This window comes from Aquimarina algiphila (genome assembly GCF_947494415.1).
GTDB classification, from domain to species: domain Bacteria; phylum Bacteroidota; class Bacteroidia; order Flavobacteriales; family Flavobacteriaceae; genus Aquimarina; species Aquimarina algiphila.
The window spans coordinates 1,066,768-1,085,128 of the sequence record NZ_CANLVC010000006.1 but is presented as its reverse complement, the minus strand read 5'-3'; the positions used below and the strand labels follow the sequence as shown (position 1 = coordinate 1,085,128).

The following is an 18,361-nucleotide window of genomic DNA, read 5'->3' as shown; positions in this document are numbered from 1 at the left end:
TGATTGTTTCATCTTAACGCAACACTAATGGGTTTCTCAAGTATATTTAAGGCAATTATAGACTACTTCACAACAGCCGAGCAAGAAGATCAGTTATCAGGTTCATTATCACTGTTTACCAAATACCTTAACGGTTCGGATAATACAACTATTAGGATGTGGGTTTCAGATGCTCCTGGTTATGGGCATCAAACCAATACTGTAAACCTATTATATCAATTAACAAATAGTAGTGAAAAAAACGGTTATGGATATCAGGGATCAATTGAAGTTTATTATCTGGAAGACAAAGATAAAACTGTACTTACAAAACTATATCAATTACTACCAGAACTGGATAATAAACCAGAAGGAGAGGTTAATAATGCAACCGTAAAACTTATTGAATGGAAACCTGAAGAAACACCACCTAATCCTGTGGTGAATTTAGGTTTCACTGGAGCAGAAGATCAAATAGATGATAACGGTACCATCAAATCACCAGAATTAGCAAAACGCTTAAATACCAACTATTTTTTAAGACTTGAACCTTATTTATGGACCACTCCCGAAGAAATTCAATTTCTGAATACTACTAAAAAAACAGTCAACTTAACCCATCAGAAATTATTGAATTATGGGGCATTTAAGCAACGAGCATATTGGGAAGAAATACCCGTACCAGAACCAGACTGGAACTATTATAAGGAAAATGGTTATGCTAATCAAGTGGCTGTCTTGCAAAGTTTACTTTCAAAAACGGGCAATTATGATTTAGGTGCTGTCTATAGCATACGAACTAAAGGAAATTATGAACTGGCACCACCTCCAGAAGAGCGCATGTTTGAAGTAATTACAGGGTATATGGCCTCACAAATGAAAGGTACTTCTATTCGTTCAGGGGCAAAACCAATTGTAGTATTATCGATGGATAATTTCTCTAACCGAACAGGTGGAGGAGAAACTCCAATATCACAATTGATTGAAGGTGATTTTAGTTCTCAGGAAAGCACTTGGAATTCACAGTTAAATCCAGATTTAGATAGGCTCAAAAAGTTCAATATCAAACCCGAAACCTTATCTGATAAAGAACGTAATCAAATCATACAATTATTAAAACCACATACTTATCGCTCAAATTATCTAAGTTCTGTTAAGGCCAGTGAACGTATAGAATATGTATGGGAAGCCACTGATATAAATGTTAAGGCTAAGTATTCATGGCTAAATGGTGCCAAAAACAGAATATTATTTGTGCAACTAGGAAGAGTCCCAGCTCCAATATTTAATTATTTACTTTATAAATCTGCTATGCCTCCTGTTTTTGAAGGGCAAAATACCGGGAATCTGGCCTTACAATTTGGACAACCTTATTTTCATGTTGCACGTCCTAACTCTGGCAATGTACAATACCCAACAACACTTTTGGGCTATTCTGATTTTGATGTATACGAAGATTATAGCAATATTTATATGCCAGTGGTGTATGTCCCTACTATTGTATATAAAATGCAACAAATCGCCAATAAAATTAATTTTCCAATTTATACATGGCCAAGCAAAATCAATGAAAACCCTTCTGAAATTATTGGAGCGTTTATTCGAGAATATAAAGAATCGGCAGAAGGCGAATATCAAACCTATTATAATACTATTAAAAGTTTTTACCAGAACCCTGCTAATGATAAGTTTAGAATTGCAAGTAGTTATTTGGGGTATATTTTGCAAGCAGAAGGCATTATTGAAGCTAACAGCTCTCTTAAGGCTTCAGTAATAGCAAAGTCAGCATATGCAACTGGTGTAAGCCAATTAGAACAGGGTTCTTACGATAATAATGATAGTATTGGTAATAAAAATGGGGATGACTCGACACCTTTGGATACGTTATTAACTAAATTATATGAAAATCTGGATGCTGATACGATTCTTAATTTGTTTCCGGGAGTATATAGTGCCGGACCAATCTTTGATTTTATCTCTGGGTTATTAGGTGTAAAAGTGACCTTAACGAATACAACAATAACTCCAGCCAAAGGGACTGTAAATCCAACAGAAATCATTGTTAATGGTAAAAGTAGTGTATTAGAGGATACTCCATTAGAATTTACCATAACATTCACTGCTCCTGAAGGTAATGTGGTGTCTGATTGGAAAATGAAATATACCGGTGATTGGCTAACAGAACAATTGCCATGGTTACAATTTGAAAACCCTTACATTTCCTTACAGGTAGCAGATTCTTTACTTCCTGCTCAAGGTAGTGTTGGCGGAATGCTACAAGGCCTTGATCTGGATTTGGATATTACACTACCTATTAATGATGGATTATGGCAATTAACAGGTCACTTCGACGAACCAGCAAGTATTTCAAAATTCTATCAATTGGCAGGTGGCGTAAATCTTGTTCAGTCATTACCTAGTCCATTCAACGCTTTTACAGCTATTGGTGTTACCGACTTACAATTGGCTTATAACACCAAAGAAAACAAAATACAGTATGTCAGTTTTGTAATGGCTACTGCAGAAAAAGTAACATTAATGACTGGCTTGGATATGGATAGTGTTACACTAAACGTATTAATTCAAGAACCAGGTATATTGGCTAAACGAAGTACATCATGGAGTACTAAAGGGAAGTTTACTATTGGTACGGGTGACAATGCTGGAGTAATTATTACGAGTATGAATTATCCAGACACTATTTTCCGAGGACAACTTGCCAGTGGAGTAATCAAAGTAACCGATCTATTTAACTTGTTCTTACCCGGCACAGTATTCAATCCGCAGGGGTATAGTCCAGAAATTACAGAATTTAATGCTTCTTTTGAAGGAACCACTGGTAATTATAGTGTGACTTCTAATTTAAACTTTGACTGGACGTTCCAGATTATATCTGGTGCACCATCTATTACCATTAACGAGGTAGGAGTACAAGTACAAAGCGAAAACACTCAATTACAAGGAGGATTATCTGGTGGATTTACTTTTGGAGAAGGAGCTACTGCTTTTTCCATCTCATTATCAGCGAATTATAGTAGCGATGGTGGGTGGATATTTAAAGGAGAGCAGAATACCGAAACACCATTACAGCTTACTGCTTTAGCCAACCAGTTATTACCATCAAACTGGCAGATTCCAAGTGAATACAATTATTCATTAGTAGGGTTAAACTTCTCTTTCTCAGAAACCAAAAAATATTATGAAATAGGTGGTGCAACAGATGGGTATTGGAAAATCCCATTTATAAACCTTAACATAAAAGCCGATTTAAAATTTGGTTATGGAATTTATGGTGATAACAATGCGGATTCGAAAACCGAACAATTGATCAGCTCTCAAAAAGCAATTACTACCATTGATGCTACAGATGATAAAGTAGGCTATTATTGTACTCTTAATGCCGACATCGAATGGATCGGTATAAAAATGAAGCTATTCTATGATTATAATCCAGATGTACTCACATTTGGTTTTACATGGGGTTATCTTACAGGTACTATTGTCGAAAAAGAAGTTGAAAAAGGTAAGCCCAAACATTGGATAGGTACTTTAAAGTTTACCGAATCAGTAAGTCTGGGATCTATTATTGAAGATGCTATCAATTGGGCAACAGGATATAAATTTGGACTAGGTGCTCCTTGGAGTTTGTTAAATAGTTTACCACTCAACAAACTAGAATTGATATATGATTTTACAGCCGAAACAGTTTCTTTTGCTATAGATATTGGGGAAATTAATCTCGGATTCTGTAAGATCAAAAAAATTGGATTGAATTATCAGGCAGGAAAAAAAGATACCGCAGAGAATGGTGTTTTTATCACTATAGACGGTAATTTCTTCTGGATTACTGATGAGAATAAAGCAGAAGGATTATCACCAAATCAAATCAAATGGGATGCTGCCAAACCTGAAGATACGCCATCGCCATCAGGGCAAGGGAACAACTACCTCGACCTTAGATTGCTAGCCATGGGACAACATGTCACAATACCGGGTATTAATGACGTGAGTAGTGTTCAGGATACGATCAAATTAATGGCTGACCTACCAGATACAAAATCTGGAGAAATTCCAAACATTGTTTTTGATCCCAATAGTTCTTGGCTGATAGGCATGGATTTTGGAATATTAAAATTACAATCTGATGATAAGAAAAGTTCAGGAAAAGAAGTAGTCAAGGTAGATGATTCGGGTAAAGATTATTTTATAGACATGCAAATCGTGTTTAATGATCCTAATTTATATGCTTTACGTATAGCATTAAACGGAGGACCTGCGAGAATTTTCAAAGGATTGGATTTTCAGATTTTATATAGGAAAATAAGTGATTCAGTCGGAGTATATCAAGCACAGATTACGCTTCCTGATGCTATGAGAAAAATACAGTTAGGACAAGTAAATATTACTTTGCCCGTGTTTGGTATGGAAATCTATACCAATGGTGATTTTCTAGCTGATTTAGGATTTCCGTACGATGCCGATTTTACAAGATCATTCACCTTACAAACCATTATTTATGTTCCGTTTCCAATTCCGGTAATGGGATCTGCTGGATTGTATTTTGGTAAAAAATCAAGTGCAACTTCAACAGAAGTGCCCCAAATAGACAATGGGACATTCAACCCTGTAATATTATTGGGTGTTGGAATTCAGTTTGGATTGGGGTACGATTTTAATGCAGGAATTTTATCTGCCGGATTCAGTTTGACCATAGTCACAATCATAGAAGGAGTCTTGGCCAAATTCAATCCTTATCAAGAGGAAAATACCGAGAACGGAAATCAAGCTGATATTGCACCTGCTTATTATTATAGCATTAAAGGAGTAGTAGGTATTCAAGGGAAACTATATGGTTATGTTGACTTCAAGATTATCAAAGCTGAAGTAAATGTCTTATTGAGTATTTTGGCCGATATTACCATTACTGCATACGAACCCATATTACTGGGAATTACTGCCAGAGTAAGTGTAGCTGTTTCTGTGAAGATCAATTTAGGATTGTTCAAAATCAAGATCAGTTTCAGTTTCGATCTCACTTTAAGAGAATCATTCGAAATCAAAGTCGGAGGTGGATCATCACCATGGCATGTGGTTACCGAAGGTACCAAAGAAAGTATGACTATGCTCAAAATGAATGCATCACCGAGACGTATGGCTAGATTCAATGCAGACGCCTTCCTGATCTCAATTACAGACAACTTCAACGATCATCCGGACTGGAGCAATTTGACCGCTCCGGCTACGAAACAACCATTAACAGGTTATATTGGGTTTGGACTTAGTATCGCTGGTGATTTAGCCAAGAAACCATCAGATCAATTAGCTGTATATTCAGCTATGCTATTCCTAGAATCTACAGCATCTGCAGTAGATGATCCAAATTCGGCTAAACAAAAAGCATTGGGTACTGCTCCTGATACTTCGTTTGAATATATTGGGAAATTGGTATTTAGATGGGTAATTGCAGCTTTCTATAATGGAAGTATTAGTGCCGAAGATGTGGATAAATTAGCTATTAGCGAAACACGTTTACAAGAAATTTATGATTATCTAAATAATACTAATAATACTGCACCTATACCATTAAACGCAATCAATAGTCTATTGAATACACAAGTAAGTATGACTGTATCTCATCCTTCTGATCAAGAAACAGAATCTGACGCAGCGTACTTTCCTATGATTCCACAACTATCTATTACATTACCTGCCTTTGAAGGCCATAAATCGTTAGAATATGCTTTTGCCGATTATAATAGTTTAAGTGATACGTATATAGATGAATTACGTATTTATTTTGATGATTTGGCAGTTCAGTTGAAGCAAAGTAACGACTCCTCTCTGGAGAATGCTATCGCTGTAACTAACGATACCGAATCGATGGCTACTTTTATATATTCGGATTATTTCCTTTTACTAGCTAAACAAATGGTAGAAAATGCGCAAAATGCATTACGTGCATTCCAATACCAAATCCTGGAAGGGCAAACCATTGCCGAGATAATAAGTTGGATCAATACTCATGGGCACTTCAGTTCTGGTTATAGGTACACAATAGATTATTTATTTGAAAGCAATAAATCACATACCTTAAATCCCGGAAAATTAATTGAAGTAAACAAAGCGACCTATGGTACCATTGCCGGTGATACTTTTGATGATATTAGTAAAAAATCGATGTATAACGATCAAGTTACGGCATCAGCTTTGGCAACCACAAATGCCAATGATACCACAATTCTTCAGGAAGGTATTATCGTTGATTATGCAGGCAAAGATTCTATTGTCGTGCAGTCCGGTAATTCATTGAATAGTTTAGCAAAAGATTTTGATGTTACTTTAGATGAATTACTAACGAACACAGATATATTAACAAAAGAAGGGTTGTTAATGCCATCTTCGGTATTAATAGTATCAGATTTTAAAGGGATGACTCAAGACGGAGATACCTTGATTACTTTCTCTGCAAGATACGGAGTAAGTATTATTTCTTTGGCAATTACAAGTAATGATACTATCATTGATTTATTTAATAGTAGTGATAATAATGGACAATTAGTCTTAAATGACCTGCCGCAGTTTGAAGTTGGTAAATTGATTGCAGAGATTCAAGCTGATAGTGGATTACAACAATTATCTGGTATGGCATCACGTTATTATCTTTCAGGTTTACGATTACCAACTTCGGGTATTACACCAAAATATCAGGGGATGTGGTTAGATGACACATTGGTTTATGAACAAGATACTGCAGGTTTATTTGCCTTGACAGGGCAGCAATTCCCTCTACCTACGTTAGCTGATAAAGAATCTTATGATATTACCTTTACAATCCCATCTGATATTACATGGATAAGTTTTGAGAAAACGGGAGATACCTTAATCATAGAGATTACTGATGATTCTTCATCTTACGAACAAATCAATACGGTTAGAAGTTATGCAACTAAGAATTATCTGGATTTGGAAATTCAACATCTGGGATTAGGTGATATGTTTAGTAATAGCTGTGGACATTATACCTTTAGTACGGTAAGTCCATGGAAAGCTGGTTCGGCCATTGCGTTACCTTATAACGGATCGACAAATGAATCACAAATTTTAAATATTTGGTCATTACCAGCAAACTTGATGGAGATCGCAAATCCATCAGGAAGAGCTGTGCAACCCCGATTTGAAGTAGTAACAGGTGCTGTAGATCCTACAACGAATGCGATGAAATCGACGCCAGTTACTAATTATGGTTGGGGAACACAAGTAACTTTTACAATCAAAAAAGTACCTCCGGTAGACAACAGTCCAGCTTCATTAACTACCTATGAGATTAGTGGTGCAGATGGTAATAATGCTTTATTGTTAGAACAAATGGTTACTTATTTAGAGAACAATGATAACCTGATCAATCAATTAGCTTTTGGATATATTCCAAACCAGTCTAATGGCGATAATCCGGGTGTTCAAACAGATCCAATAAATGATCTGACAATAGGTGTTGCACAGGCCAATTTATCTACCTTTACAAGACCAGATACGGCAACAATACAAGCTTTTTTGAAAACATTACAAATTAATAGTGAGGCTAGTAATCTTTTAAACAAACCAACAGACTTGATTACTTTGTTATGGCAAGCCAGTATTACTAGGGATGGAGGATATTATTTATACTATTATAATAGTGAAAATGGTACCGGTTTACCAGATCATATTTTTAATGATAAAGGAGAGGCCAGTCTATCATTGATAGTATTGTATACTGCTCCTGTACTAAGAGACGAGCAGAATATATTACAACCATATATGAATACCTTTGTTACAGGAGAAGCTATTAATGTTAATAATAGTTCTGTATACGCCAAGGCTAACCCGGTAAGTAAAACAGTAGTTTTTAATACGGGAGATACGCTAAGTGATTTGGCGTACCAATACTATACTAATATTGCAGACGTCGTAGAAGACAATTTAACCGCTATACTAACGGCAGGATTATCAATAGACGTGCCTGAAGGAACTTATCAGGTTGGACAAGATGGTAGTGGACAAGGGGAATCTCTAGAGGCTATTGCAATTAAGTTTGGAACTACAACAGATGCTATCAAAAAAGCAAATCCTTTAGTGACTAACTGGCCGGATGTACTACCCTTATATTTTGGGCTTAGGTTACCTTTATTAACAATAACTTCGGGCGAAGACAATAGTAAAACATTACTAGATATTGCTACGTATTATGGCATGGATTTAGCTGCTCTGGCACATTATAACAGTACATTGGTTAATTTATTTTCTAATGGTACTCAATTAACAATGATTGGTGGTCCTATTACACGTGTTGCCGCTGTACCTGCAGGAGTAGTATCTCTAGAAGGTAAACGTATAGAACCAGCTGAAGTACCAGATAAGTATAGTGACCCTGATTATGCAAAAATCTTCTTGCAAAATGATTTTTCTATATTGAGTTTTCAATTGATCAACAATGATTGGTTCAAAGCCAGTAAACCAAGTTTACCAACTGGACCAACAGCTCCTAAATCAAATGATGGTGACAGTTGTGGTAAACAACCCGATACTAGTGGAAAATGGATGTTCCAGCAATCCGTGCCATACAGCAAATTTGCCAATACACTGCAAAATAAAGGAAGGAATGGATTACCAGATACTTCTAATAGCCCATATAAAGGCATTGGATATCTTGTACAACCAGACTTCATGTGGATGGATATTTATGGAAATACTGCATTAACTACTATTTCAGAACCACCTCGTACGTCGGATGATATTAGTAACAAAACTCCAATATTAACAGGGTATACTGATGCTATTTTAGGAATTAACCAATGGCCTTCGGTATCTTCGCAATGGATCGTAGCCAAAGATACTACTGCAGAAATTCAGATTCCGTTGACTTTTGATATCTCTGCGTATAATGGATTACTTTCTGCAAAGGCAACAGATAACACCACGATACTATTGACCTTCACAGAAACTTTAGATGCTACTACAGCAACTTCTTTAGGTAATTATGAAATCGGTCCAAACCTGGTCATCAACAATGCAAAATTAGGTGCTGATACAAAAACGGTAGTACTCACTGTAGATGAGATGTCTGAAGGTGTAAAATATACCTTGGGTATAGGAAACATTCAAAACGAATCAAAGAAAACCACGTTTAATGGTCAAGCTACATACAGCTACCCTGATATGAGCGAAGAATCTAGCTCTACAGTATTGTCACGAGCAACAAACGACTTTATAGTTTATGAAAAATTAGCATATCAACTTACAGATCCCAACGGGATAATTATAAATATGCGAACCAGTTTGTTTGATTCGGTTTTTGAAGTTGGGGATGCTATGTATTCTGATTTGGTATATGACTGGATTGCATCTATTTATAATTTCTTACAAGATCGAAAACAAGGAGGAACAAGCGTTGCTCCTCCATCTCCGGTCTTTACATTCAAATTTGCTATTGACCCCACTCAGGTAATTAGTGATCAAATTATAGAATTGACACTTGATATGAGCATTTCTAGAGTTGGAGGTGCAGTTATGGGTGAATTTGAAACTACTGGAGGTATCAAAAAAGTAATAACTGAAATTGCACCATCATCTAATGATAGTAACAATAACTCTAGAGCATTGAATGCATTTGCAGAGGCTTTTGAAGAGATAATGACTATAGACAACCAATATTATCTAAAAATAGCAACAGGAGCCAATAGAGAGAACAACAACCAACAAAAATCAGATCGAACCATATGGGCGGTGCGATTAGGAATAGATCATAAACAACCTATTTCATATCAGGTAAATACTCCTGGAGTACCTCAGTTATTTGCGCCTAGACCTGTTTCTAATAAACTTGAAAGTAGAAATGGAGTTTCAATCTATAACTATACTACCGGAAAAGGAATCAGTACTGAACCAGATTCTCAAAAGGATTTCACAGAGATTGATATGGATCAGTGGGTAAGTCAGTTATTTACTGCGATTGATGATATTCTCACACCCGAATTTACCGGTCCAATACAGTTAATTGATAAAAAATTAGGCGCTACTAACCTAAAAAATATACAAGATACAAAGGAATCGTTGGCAGAAATTACAAAAATGCTAATGGTCCATGTTTTCAAAGATGAAACAGGAAGCGCTTCTGCTATACAAGAAGCTTTCTTACAATCATTACTATCACAATTATCAAATTTATACAATACCAGTTCTGGTATCCAGTTTGATGTTAATGTTAAGGCAGATAAACCTGTGGACACTGCACCTAACTTATTTGGTAATGTCATTCAAAATACTGTGTTTGAAGGTGCAGTTTCTTCTGAAGATAAATTGACTATAGTAAGCTTGTATTTTAGTGCTCCATTGGATAAAACTAGTGCAACCAATATCGTCAACTATACAATTACAGATCCATTAACAGTAAAATCAGCAATTCTTGATGATGATGCCAAGAGTGTGGTACTAACCATTTCTGGTAATGTTGTACTAAATAATACCAGCGTAACTATTGGCGATGGTTTACTTGATGTTAATTTAAGACCCATCGAAGGAACTAAAACCTTAACTATAACAACTAATTTCGTAAGTTACTCCAAACCAGACCAGTTAACCATAACTTCAGCAAAAATTGAGCTGAATAATGATGATCAATCATTAGCTTTTCTATTGAATACTCCGGAAATTGTACGTAGTGAAGGTGGAGAGGTATTATCCAAAATAAACCTGAACCTGAATTATAAGGGAACGAATATAGAACATCAGATTGCAACTCCTATTAATGGATTTACACCTTCTACCTGGTTAAATTTTGTCATACCAGACAAAAATATGCCATTAGAAAATGAATTAGGAGGGTTTGAAGTGCCAATGATTTTAAGAGCTTTCCCTCAAAATCCTTCTTTAGTAAACCAATTAGGTGAGGCCAACAACCCAGAATCAACCGATATTAGTAAATTGTTAGAATGGAATTATGAATTCGAATATTCCCAACCATTCCACTATCCCCAGGATACGCTTTATTGTACCGTAGCATTCAATATAAAAACAAATGATCTCAGGGCAATGGCACTAGAAATGGATATATTTGATGCTCTTGCAGAGTTTATTATGGTATACCCTTCTGTAGATAAAGATCTAAAATCTTTGGTTACCAAGATTGATGCCCAGGTATATAATGAGAGCAACTCAAGTTCTGAGGAACTCTTTACAAATGCCGGTATCGCCATTAGTTCATTCACAGAACTCATCGATAATGTCACTCAATCTGCTAATAAAGCTGGTGGATTGTTAATTAACAACACCAATCGTATCTACAAAGCAGGAAATGAGGATTTATCTTATGACTTCCAGATCCGAGAAGCCGGCCAAAGCCTAAAAGTTGGAGAAAACATAGAGCAGGTACAGGTCATTACAGTATATGGTAAACCACCTAGTGGTGTCGGTATTCCTGAGATACATATTGATAATTACACTATGCATCTATGGACACAAGGTACTTGTGATGGTATTGTTTGTTATTATTATACTGATTCTGATGGGAAACCGCTATTAAGTGATGAGGCACAAAGTATACAGAAACGAACTGTTATATTACCAAAACTAAATATCTTACAACGTCAGGATGCGATGACATCTATGTATTTAACACGTAATGAGGGGTTAATTCCTGGTAAAACCATTAATTCACAGTTTGTATATACTACAGGAGAATTATCATTCTCTAATCCATTGTTACCCACAATAACGAATATGCAAACTATTAAGATTGCTAATTTACCTAATAACCAAGGTTCTCCTACGGTAAGATCATTATACGAGCAATTACAGGTATTAATGCAAGCACTATTAAAAGAAAACACAGAACCATCTTTACGGTTTCAGATGACTTGTAGTTATGATTATCAAATTAATAGTGGATTAAACCCGATTAATTTACCAATATTAATGCAATCCCTTATTTTGGTAGAATTGACAAGTGAATTAGATCCAATGTTACAAAGTTGGGCAGATGCCATTAATGATTGGTTTAAATCCAATAACCCTAGCAGAGTAAGTGGTATTCTAAACTTTGATTTAGTTATTTTTTCTAATTTGACTCAACAACCATATCCATTATTACATTTGACGAATTTGGTTTTAAATTTAAACTATATCAAACCAGCATTAGGATAACCTGAACATAAAAACACCCTATGCTAATAAGCGCATAGGGTATTTGCTTCAATACAGTATACCTACATCTTATAGGAAAATAAGAAGTAATTATAATTACTCTTATTCTTTGAGCACTTTATGAAATAAATCCGCTAATCGTATTTCAATAAATTTTATGATCTTTTCTTCGGAAACTTCATTCTGATACATTGTAAACACTTTTGAAGCATTACGCTTTTTGAGCAGTTTAATATCACCTTCTGGGTTCTCGATATCCTCAAGCTTCAAATTCCATTTTAACAACGATTGTAAAAGTTCTGTATGCGATTCATATCGTTTTTCGAGTATTTTCTGTTTTTCAAGATCTTCTGGATCTTTCTCTTCTGCACTATTAATTCTGGCACTCAATACTGTAAACTCATCTCGTATTTGGCGATCTATTTCTCTTGCTTCATTAACCAGTTTAACGTAAGATTCATAGATTTTTTTATTATAAAATTCTGCAAAATCAAGATATTCGTCCATCGCTTTAAGATAACTAATAGCTATTTCTTTATATACTCTTTTATCTTTTTCTTCAGTTTCTTTAAGTTGCTCTCCTAATTCACTTAGCCTTCCTTTTTTATCTTTAATAATATGTGCAAATCCCTCTTTTTCTGGTAAATTTAACAGTTGAGGGGTAATATCTTTTGGTAAACCTTCGTAGCGATATTTTCTATATTGAATTTTAATCGAATCATTATCTTCCTTCGGTTTTTTCTCCTTCTTTTCTCTCTTCTTGAAGTTAATTTTTGGTTTCTTAAGTCCGAAAGCATAGTTGTATCCAAAAGTAGCAGTAAACTCACTTAAACCACCACTATTCCCGCCATTTCTAAACAGTTGAACAGCGTTAAGATTAAAATTGTGCCTTTCTTTCAAAGTATAAGTTACCGATCCCCTAAAATTGGTGACATTAGTATTTGCTGTTGCACTATTTGAACTATTGTATCCTGCAGAAAGTCTGGTGTTTAAGGTTTTTTCAAAATACCTTTTCCCAACGCTTATGGTAGGTCCCCACGTAGTAGATTCTTCTCTACCAATGGTATTATATGTACCATTTACAGAAGTACTAATATTAAGGTTTCTTTCTGAAAAATCTATGGTATGCCCTATATTCATATTATGAAAAGTAGAAGCATCTCCAAGTCTTACAATACCTCCTTGTTCATTAGATACATCATTTAACGTATAATTAGTAATAAGGTTTTGTCGTGAGGTTTTCTTATTTGAAAGAACATAACTAACGGTAAGGGTAGCAGTTTGAGACAACTGTTTATAATCCAACTCTTCAATCTGTTCGTCTAAAAGATCTCCATCATTAATCTCATCAAATTGATTGGGTTTAATATTAGTAAACGTACTAAAATTAGAATACGATCCAGAAATATTTAATCGTTCTGATACTGAGAGTGTAGCATTTAATGATCCTACAGTGCGATTTGTATTATTAGCTTTTAAATTATCTAGATCATCTCTTTGGTAGCCTATATTAAGAGCCAAGGTTAATCTATCTCTAAAAAAAGTATTAGAAGCATCCAAAGTGATATTTTCGAAATCATTATTGAAAAAATATGCTCCAAGCGTCTCATAACCTGGATCGATTCGCTCATATCCCACACCTAGATTTACCCGGCCAAAAGCATATCCTAAGCGAGTTTTTACCGCATTATAATATTCTGTAGAGGCACGGTTATTAAAAATTGCTGCTATTGGTGAAATCCCTGAATTATCTGCTTCTTCTGCTCTGGTATCTTTGGTTATCGCTGTAGATGCATATTCTGCCTGTAGGCTAAAACTTTTTCCTAGTTTAACCTCTCCTTCCAGACTTATCACCAGGTTTTCTTGTGGTAAAACTCCTTTAACTTCTGGTATTGAATCAATAGAATTTTGATCATCTTTTGCATAAAACCCTATTACTCCAATTTTATATCGTTCCTTTTCAAAGCTTGTTTTCAATCCATAACCCATTCGATTAAAAGCCGGGATGGTTCTGGGGTCATCATCATCATTTGTTGCTTTGAGCAAACGACCAGCCATGGCACTAACCTTTAACGGGCCAGGTGGTGTAAGGTCCACTCCACCTCCTGTAAACTGATGACCGCTTAATGTATAAGGAGAAAAAGTCATATTTACATTACCTATATGTCCTGTCACCCATTTATACTTTGGATGTATACTTATACGATTAAAATCAAAAGGTATTTGATATCCTAAATCTTCTCCTTGATTAGAGAAACTATAGGAAATAGGAATAGAGAAGCTATAGATATTGATATTAAGTGCTCCTTGTAAAAAATAGGTAAAAGGTTCTCTGTTATTATTTTGATTAGAATTATAATACACTCCTGTAGCAGATACTTGTCCACTAACTTTAAGCGGTTTACTTTGAGTTATAGATTCATAGTCTAATGTTTGACCGATAGTCAAAAAAGGTAATCCGAAGAATACTAGTAGCAGTTTTTTCAAATACTTAACATTAGCAGGTGTACTCAAAATAATTTAGGCTTAATCCCTTCAATCTCTTCATTACAAAGAAATTGCAGGCGCGAATTTACTAAAAAAAACATATAATAATAACAAAATCTTATGCTTTTATAATTGATTTTTTCAACTTAAATGCCTATAAATGAATCCTGTTTTTCTTTATTATATTACTAAAAACATTTCTTGTTTATTTCTATGAACAAGTCATGATATCAAAAGTATTTGATTCTATATATTTATTATAGAATCAATTTATATTCGCTTTGATTTCGTATATATTAGAACGATAAACTCTATCTCTCAAAAGTCAAAATAAAAAACCACTCTATTATAGAGTGGTTTTTTATTTTGACAGATACTTTATTAGTAACAAAAATCAATATGATTATTGTCTATCAAAAGACCTTTCTATAACGACATTTCCAGTCGAAGGATCTGTGTCTATTATTTCTAATTTATCTGCTGCTACAGAAAAAGTAAATTGTGATTCAGTTGATGTAATTACTGCACCTTGGGCATCAAGAAACTCAATTTTATCCCCATTAGTTCTATAACTAGCAGAACTTTCTACTACAGGCAAACAATCTGTTCTATCCTGATTTGCTTCAAAATTTCTTTGACTAAAAGTATTATCAGTAAATGTATATATTGTATTTTTCTCGCAATCCAGCAGATTAATTGGAGCACCATCAGTATCAGTTGCATTGGCTAATTTCCAAGCACCTACTATAGAGTTATTGATCTTATCATCATCGTCATTTTTACAAGAAGTAAATGCTATTGCTACAAGTAGGATACATAATAAAAAAGGCTTTTTCATATTTAATAAGGTTTTAAGTTTACGTATTTAATTAGTGGGTCAAAAGTAAAAAAAAAGAACGTCTTCTAATAGTATTTTATTGTATTCATTAAATATACTCCTGTTGGTATTTTTTTTATATTAATCTTTAAATTATAGTGTTCATTTATAATGTTTTATATAATAAAAACCAGAAATCAGGAATTACTCATATTATAAATAGGTTCTGTATTATCTAATACTTCTTTAAGTTCTTTTGAAGCTTTATAATATTGTTCAGCAACTTTTTCTTCAGGATATTCTTCAAAAATCATTTTTCTTTTGTTGTAAAAAGAATCCATAAATTCGTAATAAGATGGGTCATTACATAATTTAAGAATCGCAGCTTTTTTAAATTGATGAAGAGTTCCTAATAAATTACTCAAAAACTCCCTAGAAGAATCTTGTTGCATATATTCATTAAGAACAGGTAAACTATGCCAATGGTTAAAAAAAGGAAGCGCATCTTCATGAAAAAACTTCATAAAACTTTCTTTTATTTTCTCTAGTTCTTCTATTTTTTCTATTTGTACACCTTCGTTAGGAAGAATATTTCTGAAATTAGTTTCAACACTAAAAGAACTATAAACCTCCTGATAAGTAATCTCTGTTCCGAAAAGACCATTTTTAGACAGAATAGGATGAACTATTTTTTCTAATTCCGGGAAAGCGGTATGAAGCCAAAACCTATGAATAACAACAAAATCTTTAGCATCATTGTTCACTACTTTATAATCCTCTGTAATACTGTATCCAAACGTAAAAAAATGTTTATTATTTTTTTTTATAAATTCTCCTCCATGTTTATCAAAACTACCTTGAAAATCATTTATTTTTTGTTCTTCAAAAAGGTTTAACAACTCCTTGTATACAACTTCTGAATTCATTATTTATTTAAAATTTAATTTATTCATATCTAAAACTTCTCCAAAACTATCATTTCCATCACTAATAATTTTAAATACATCTTCTCTATAAATTCTAATCTCAACTCCCTGAACAAAAGATTCATCAGGTAAATCAAACTTATTTAACTCTCCTTTAGTACTTCTTACTTCAAATTTAATATACTTTTTGTTAGGATTGTTTTTAAACACATCTATCAATTCACTTTTTTGGTTAGGTGTCCAAGGGGAACCTTTACTTAATTTACTATCATTAATCACAGCCCTAAAATAGTCTATTTCTAAAATTTCATCAAACTGCTTTGTAACAAATAAATCATCTGCAATAACTACTTTAGAAGTTCCTTTTATATATATCTGGGTTAGATGCTTATAGCCATTTTGAAATAAGGTTTTAAATGGTTCTTTTGTTTTTATTAGCCCTGTAATAAGTGCTTCGAAATCTTTTCCTTTTTTAGTTACCACCTTAAAGAAATTAGCTTTTGACCATTTTGTCCATAGAGATCCTCCATTTTTAGAAATTTCAAAAGCATAAGCTGGATTTTCCTTTAACAATTTCCATGCATCAATATCCTCTGCTGTTTTAAGCAAGCCTCTTAATTCAGACCCATTACTTGCTGAAAGTAAATCTTTATCCAGGAGTTTCCAATAATCACTTCCAATTTCATCTAGTTTATTTAATAAGTTAGCATCCGTCACATCATCCAGACTCCCAATCCAACCTTTTAAAGAAGCATACGAATCATCAATCTTATCTATTAACTTAACCCCAGTACTAGAGGTACTACCCACAACTTTTCTAACCTGATTAATCAATTCGTCTATAAGATCTAAATTAACTTTCGATGGTGTGCTCGCAAAATTAGCTCCAACAGGATCTGCTATAACGAAACGACCATCAGAACCAATTAAAAATTGTAAATCATCGATTGATACATTTTTATCAATCATCATTTGCTTTATAGCATTGAGATCATCGATACTCTTATCCGTAACTACTTTTAAGGCATCTGCATCGGCTATTATTTTAATCTCATCTCCAAAAACATCTACAATTTGTTCTGAACCCTTTGCATACTTTTTCATCACGATAGCGGGCGTCCCTATTTTTGTCGTTGGATTAATATGGACCGTTTTCTCAATGATTTCGACTACTGGAAACCCTCTATTTGATAATTGTTGAAGCGCTTCCACTTCACTATTAAGTACATTTACATTTTTACCTTCTCGTAAAAGAGCAATTACCTTATCATTATTACCGTCATCTATGACAAATACTTTTTTATTCGCTCCTGCTCCGCCACCTATTTCAGCTCCTAATTTTGCGTCTTTATATAAATCACCAGTAGTAGCCCAATTCACTTCCTCTAGGAAACCAACTCTGTTGCCACTTTGTACGATATCAAGACCGTCATATTTCCCCACTTTTGTTCCATCAGGAATAATTTGTTTTTTTGATAGTTTACCGCCAACAATTCTACACACTAGATTACCATCTCCATCTGTTACATTTGCAAAAATTTGAGATCCTGACTTTTTTGCACCAATGATTACAGGTAAAGAAGTATCAAAAATTTCATCAGCCTTTTTAAGTCCTTCCAGTACAGCATCTACATTAGATGTTTTAGCTATTTTAAAAAGTTCTGTTAAACCTTCATACCCTGTTTTATTAGCAAAAGTAAATCTATCACTCACTTTTGATAAGGTTTGTAAATGATCTAAATCAATTCTAACACCAGGAAAATCTTTCATCGATTTCCAGGACTTAAATGCTTGTTCTGGGAAATCATCAAAATATTTAAAAACCTCATCAGAATTTGCCCCAAGCAAATCAGATTTAAGTAACGCGGATAAACAATCGTTACTTAAGCAATCCTCTGTAGAAGCATACGTATTTCCTAATCCAATTATTCCAATTAGACAAAATACTACTATTGATTTGATTAATCTTTTCATT

The 18,361-nt window shown here is 34.1% G+C and carries 5 protein-coding genes; 1 reads left to right on the top strand and 4 read right to left on the bottom strand.

The genetic code is table 11. From position 1 onward, the window contains the following. The first annotated feature begins 27 nt into the window (after window positions 1-27). Entirely contained in the window at window positions 28-12,156 is a 12,129-nt protein-coding gene (locus PQF96_RS13960) for a LysM peptidoglycan-binding domain-containing protein (RefSeq protein ID WP_271766894.1), read from the top strand. Window positions 12,157-12,258: 102 nt separating this feature from the next. On the opposite strand, the gene PQF96_RS13955 is transcribed toward PQF96_RS13960, so the two are convergent. The 4 genes from PQF96_RS13955 to PQF96_RS13940 form a co-directional block, all read right to left on the bottom strand. Continuing rightward, window positions 12,259-14,643, bottom strand: a complete 2,385-nt coding sequence (locus tag PQF96_RS13955; RefSeq protein WP_167571795.1) for a porin family protein — start codon at window positions 14,641-14,643, stop codon at window positions 12,259-12,261. Between the two features lie 403 nt (window positions 14,644-15,046). Then, the gene (locus PQF96_RS13950; protein WP_143917947.1) at window positions 15,047-15,481 is read right to left on the bottom strand and encodes a lipocalin-like domain-containing protein; all 435 of its coding nucleotides are present in this window, start codon (window positions 15,479-15,481) and stop codon (window positions 15,047-15,049) included. Window positions 15,482-15,657: 176 nt separating this feature from the next. Then, a complete protein-coding gene (locus tag PQF96_RS13945; protein ID WP_271766892.1) occupies window positions 15,658-16,386 on the bottom strand; it encodes a hypothetical protein in 729 nt (242 codons plus the stop codon). A 3-nt stretch (window positions 16,387-16,389) separates the two neighbouring features. Beyond that, complete coding sequence (locus PQF96_RS13940) at window positions 16,390-18,360, bottom strand: hypothetical protein (RefSeq protein WP_271766890.1); 1,971 nt, start codon at window positions 18,358-18,360, stop codon at window positions 16,390-16,392. Window position 18,361: the final 1 nt, after the last annotated feature.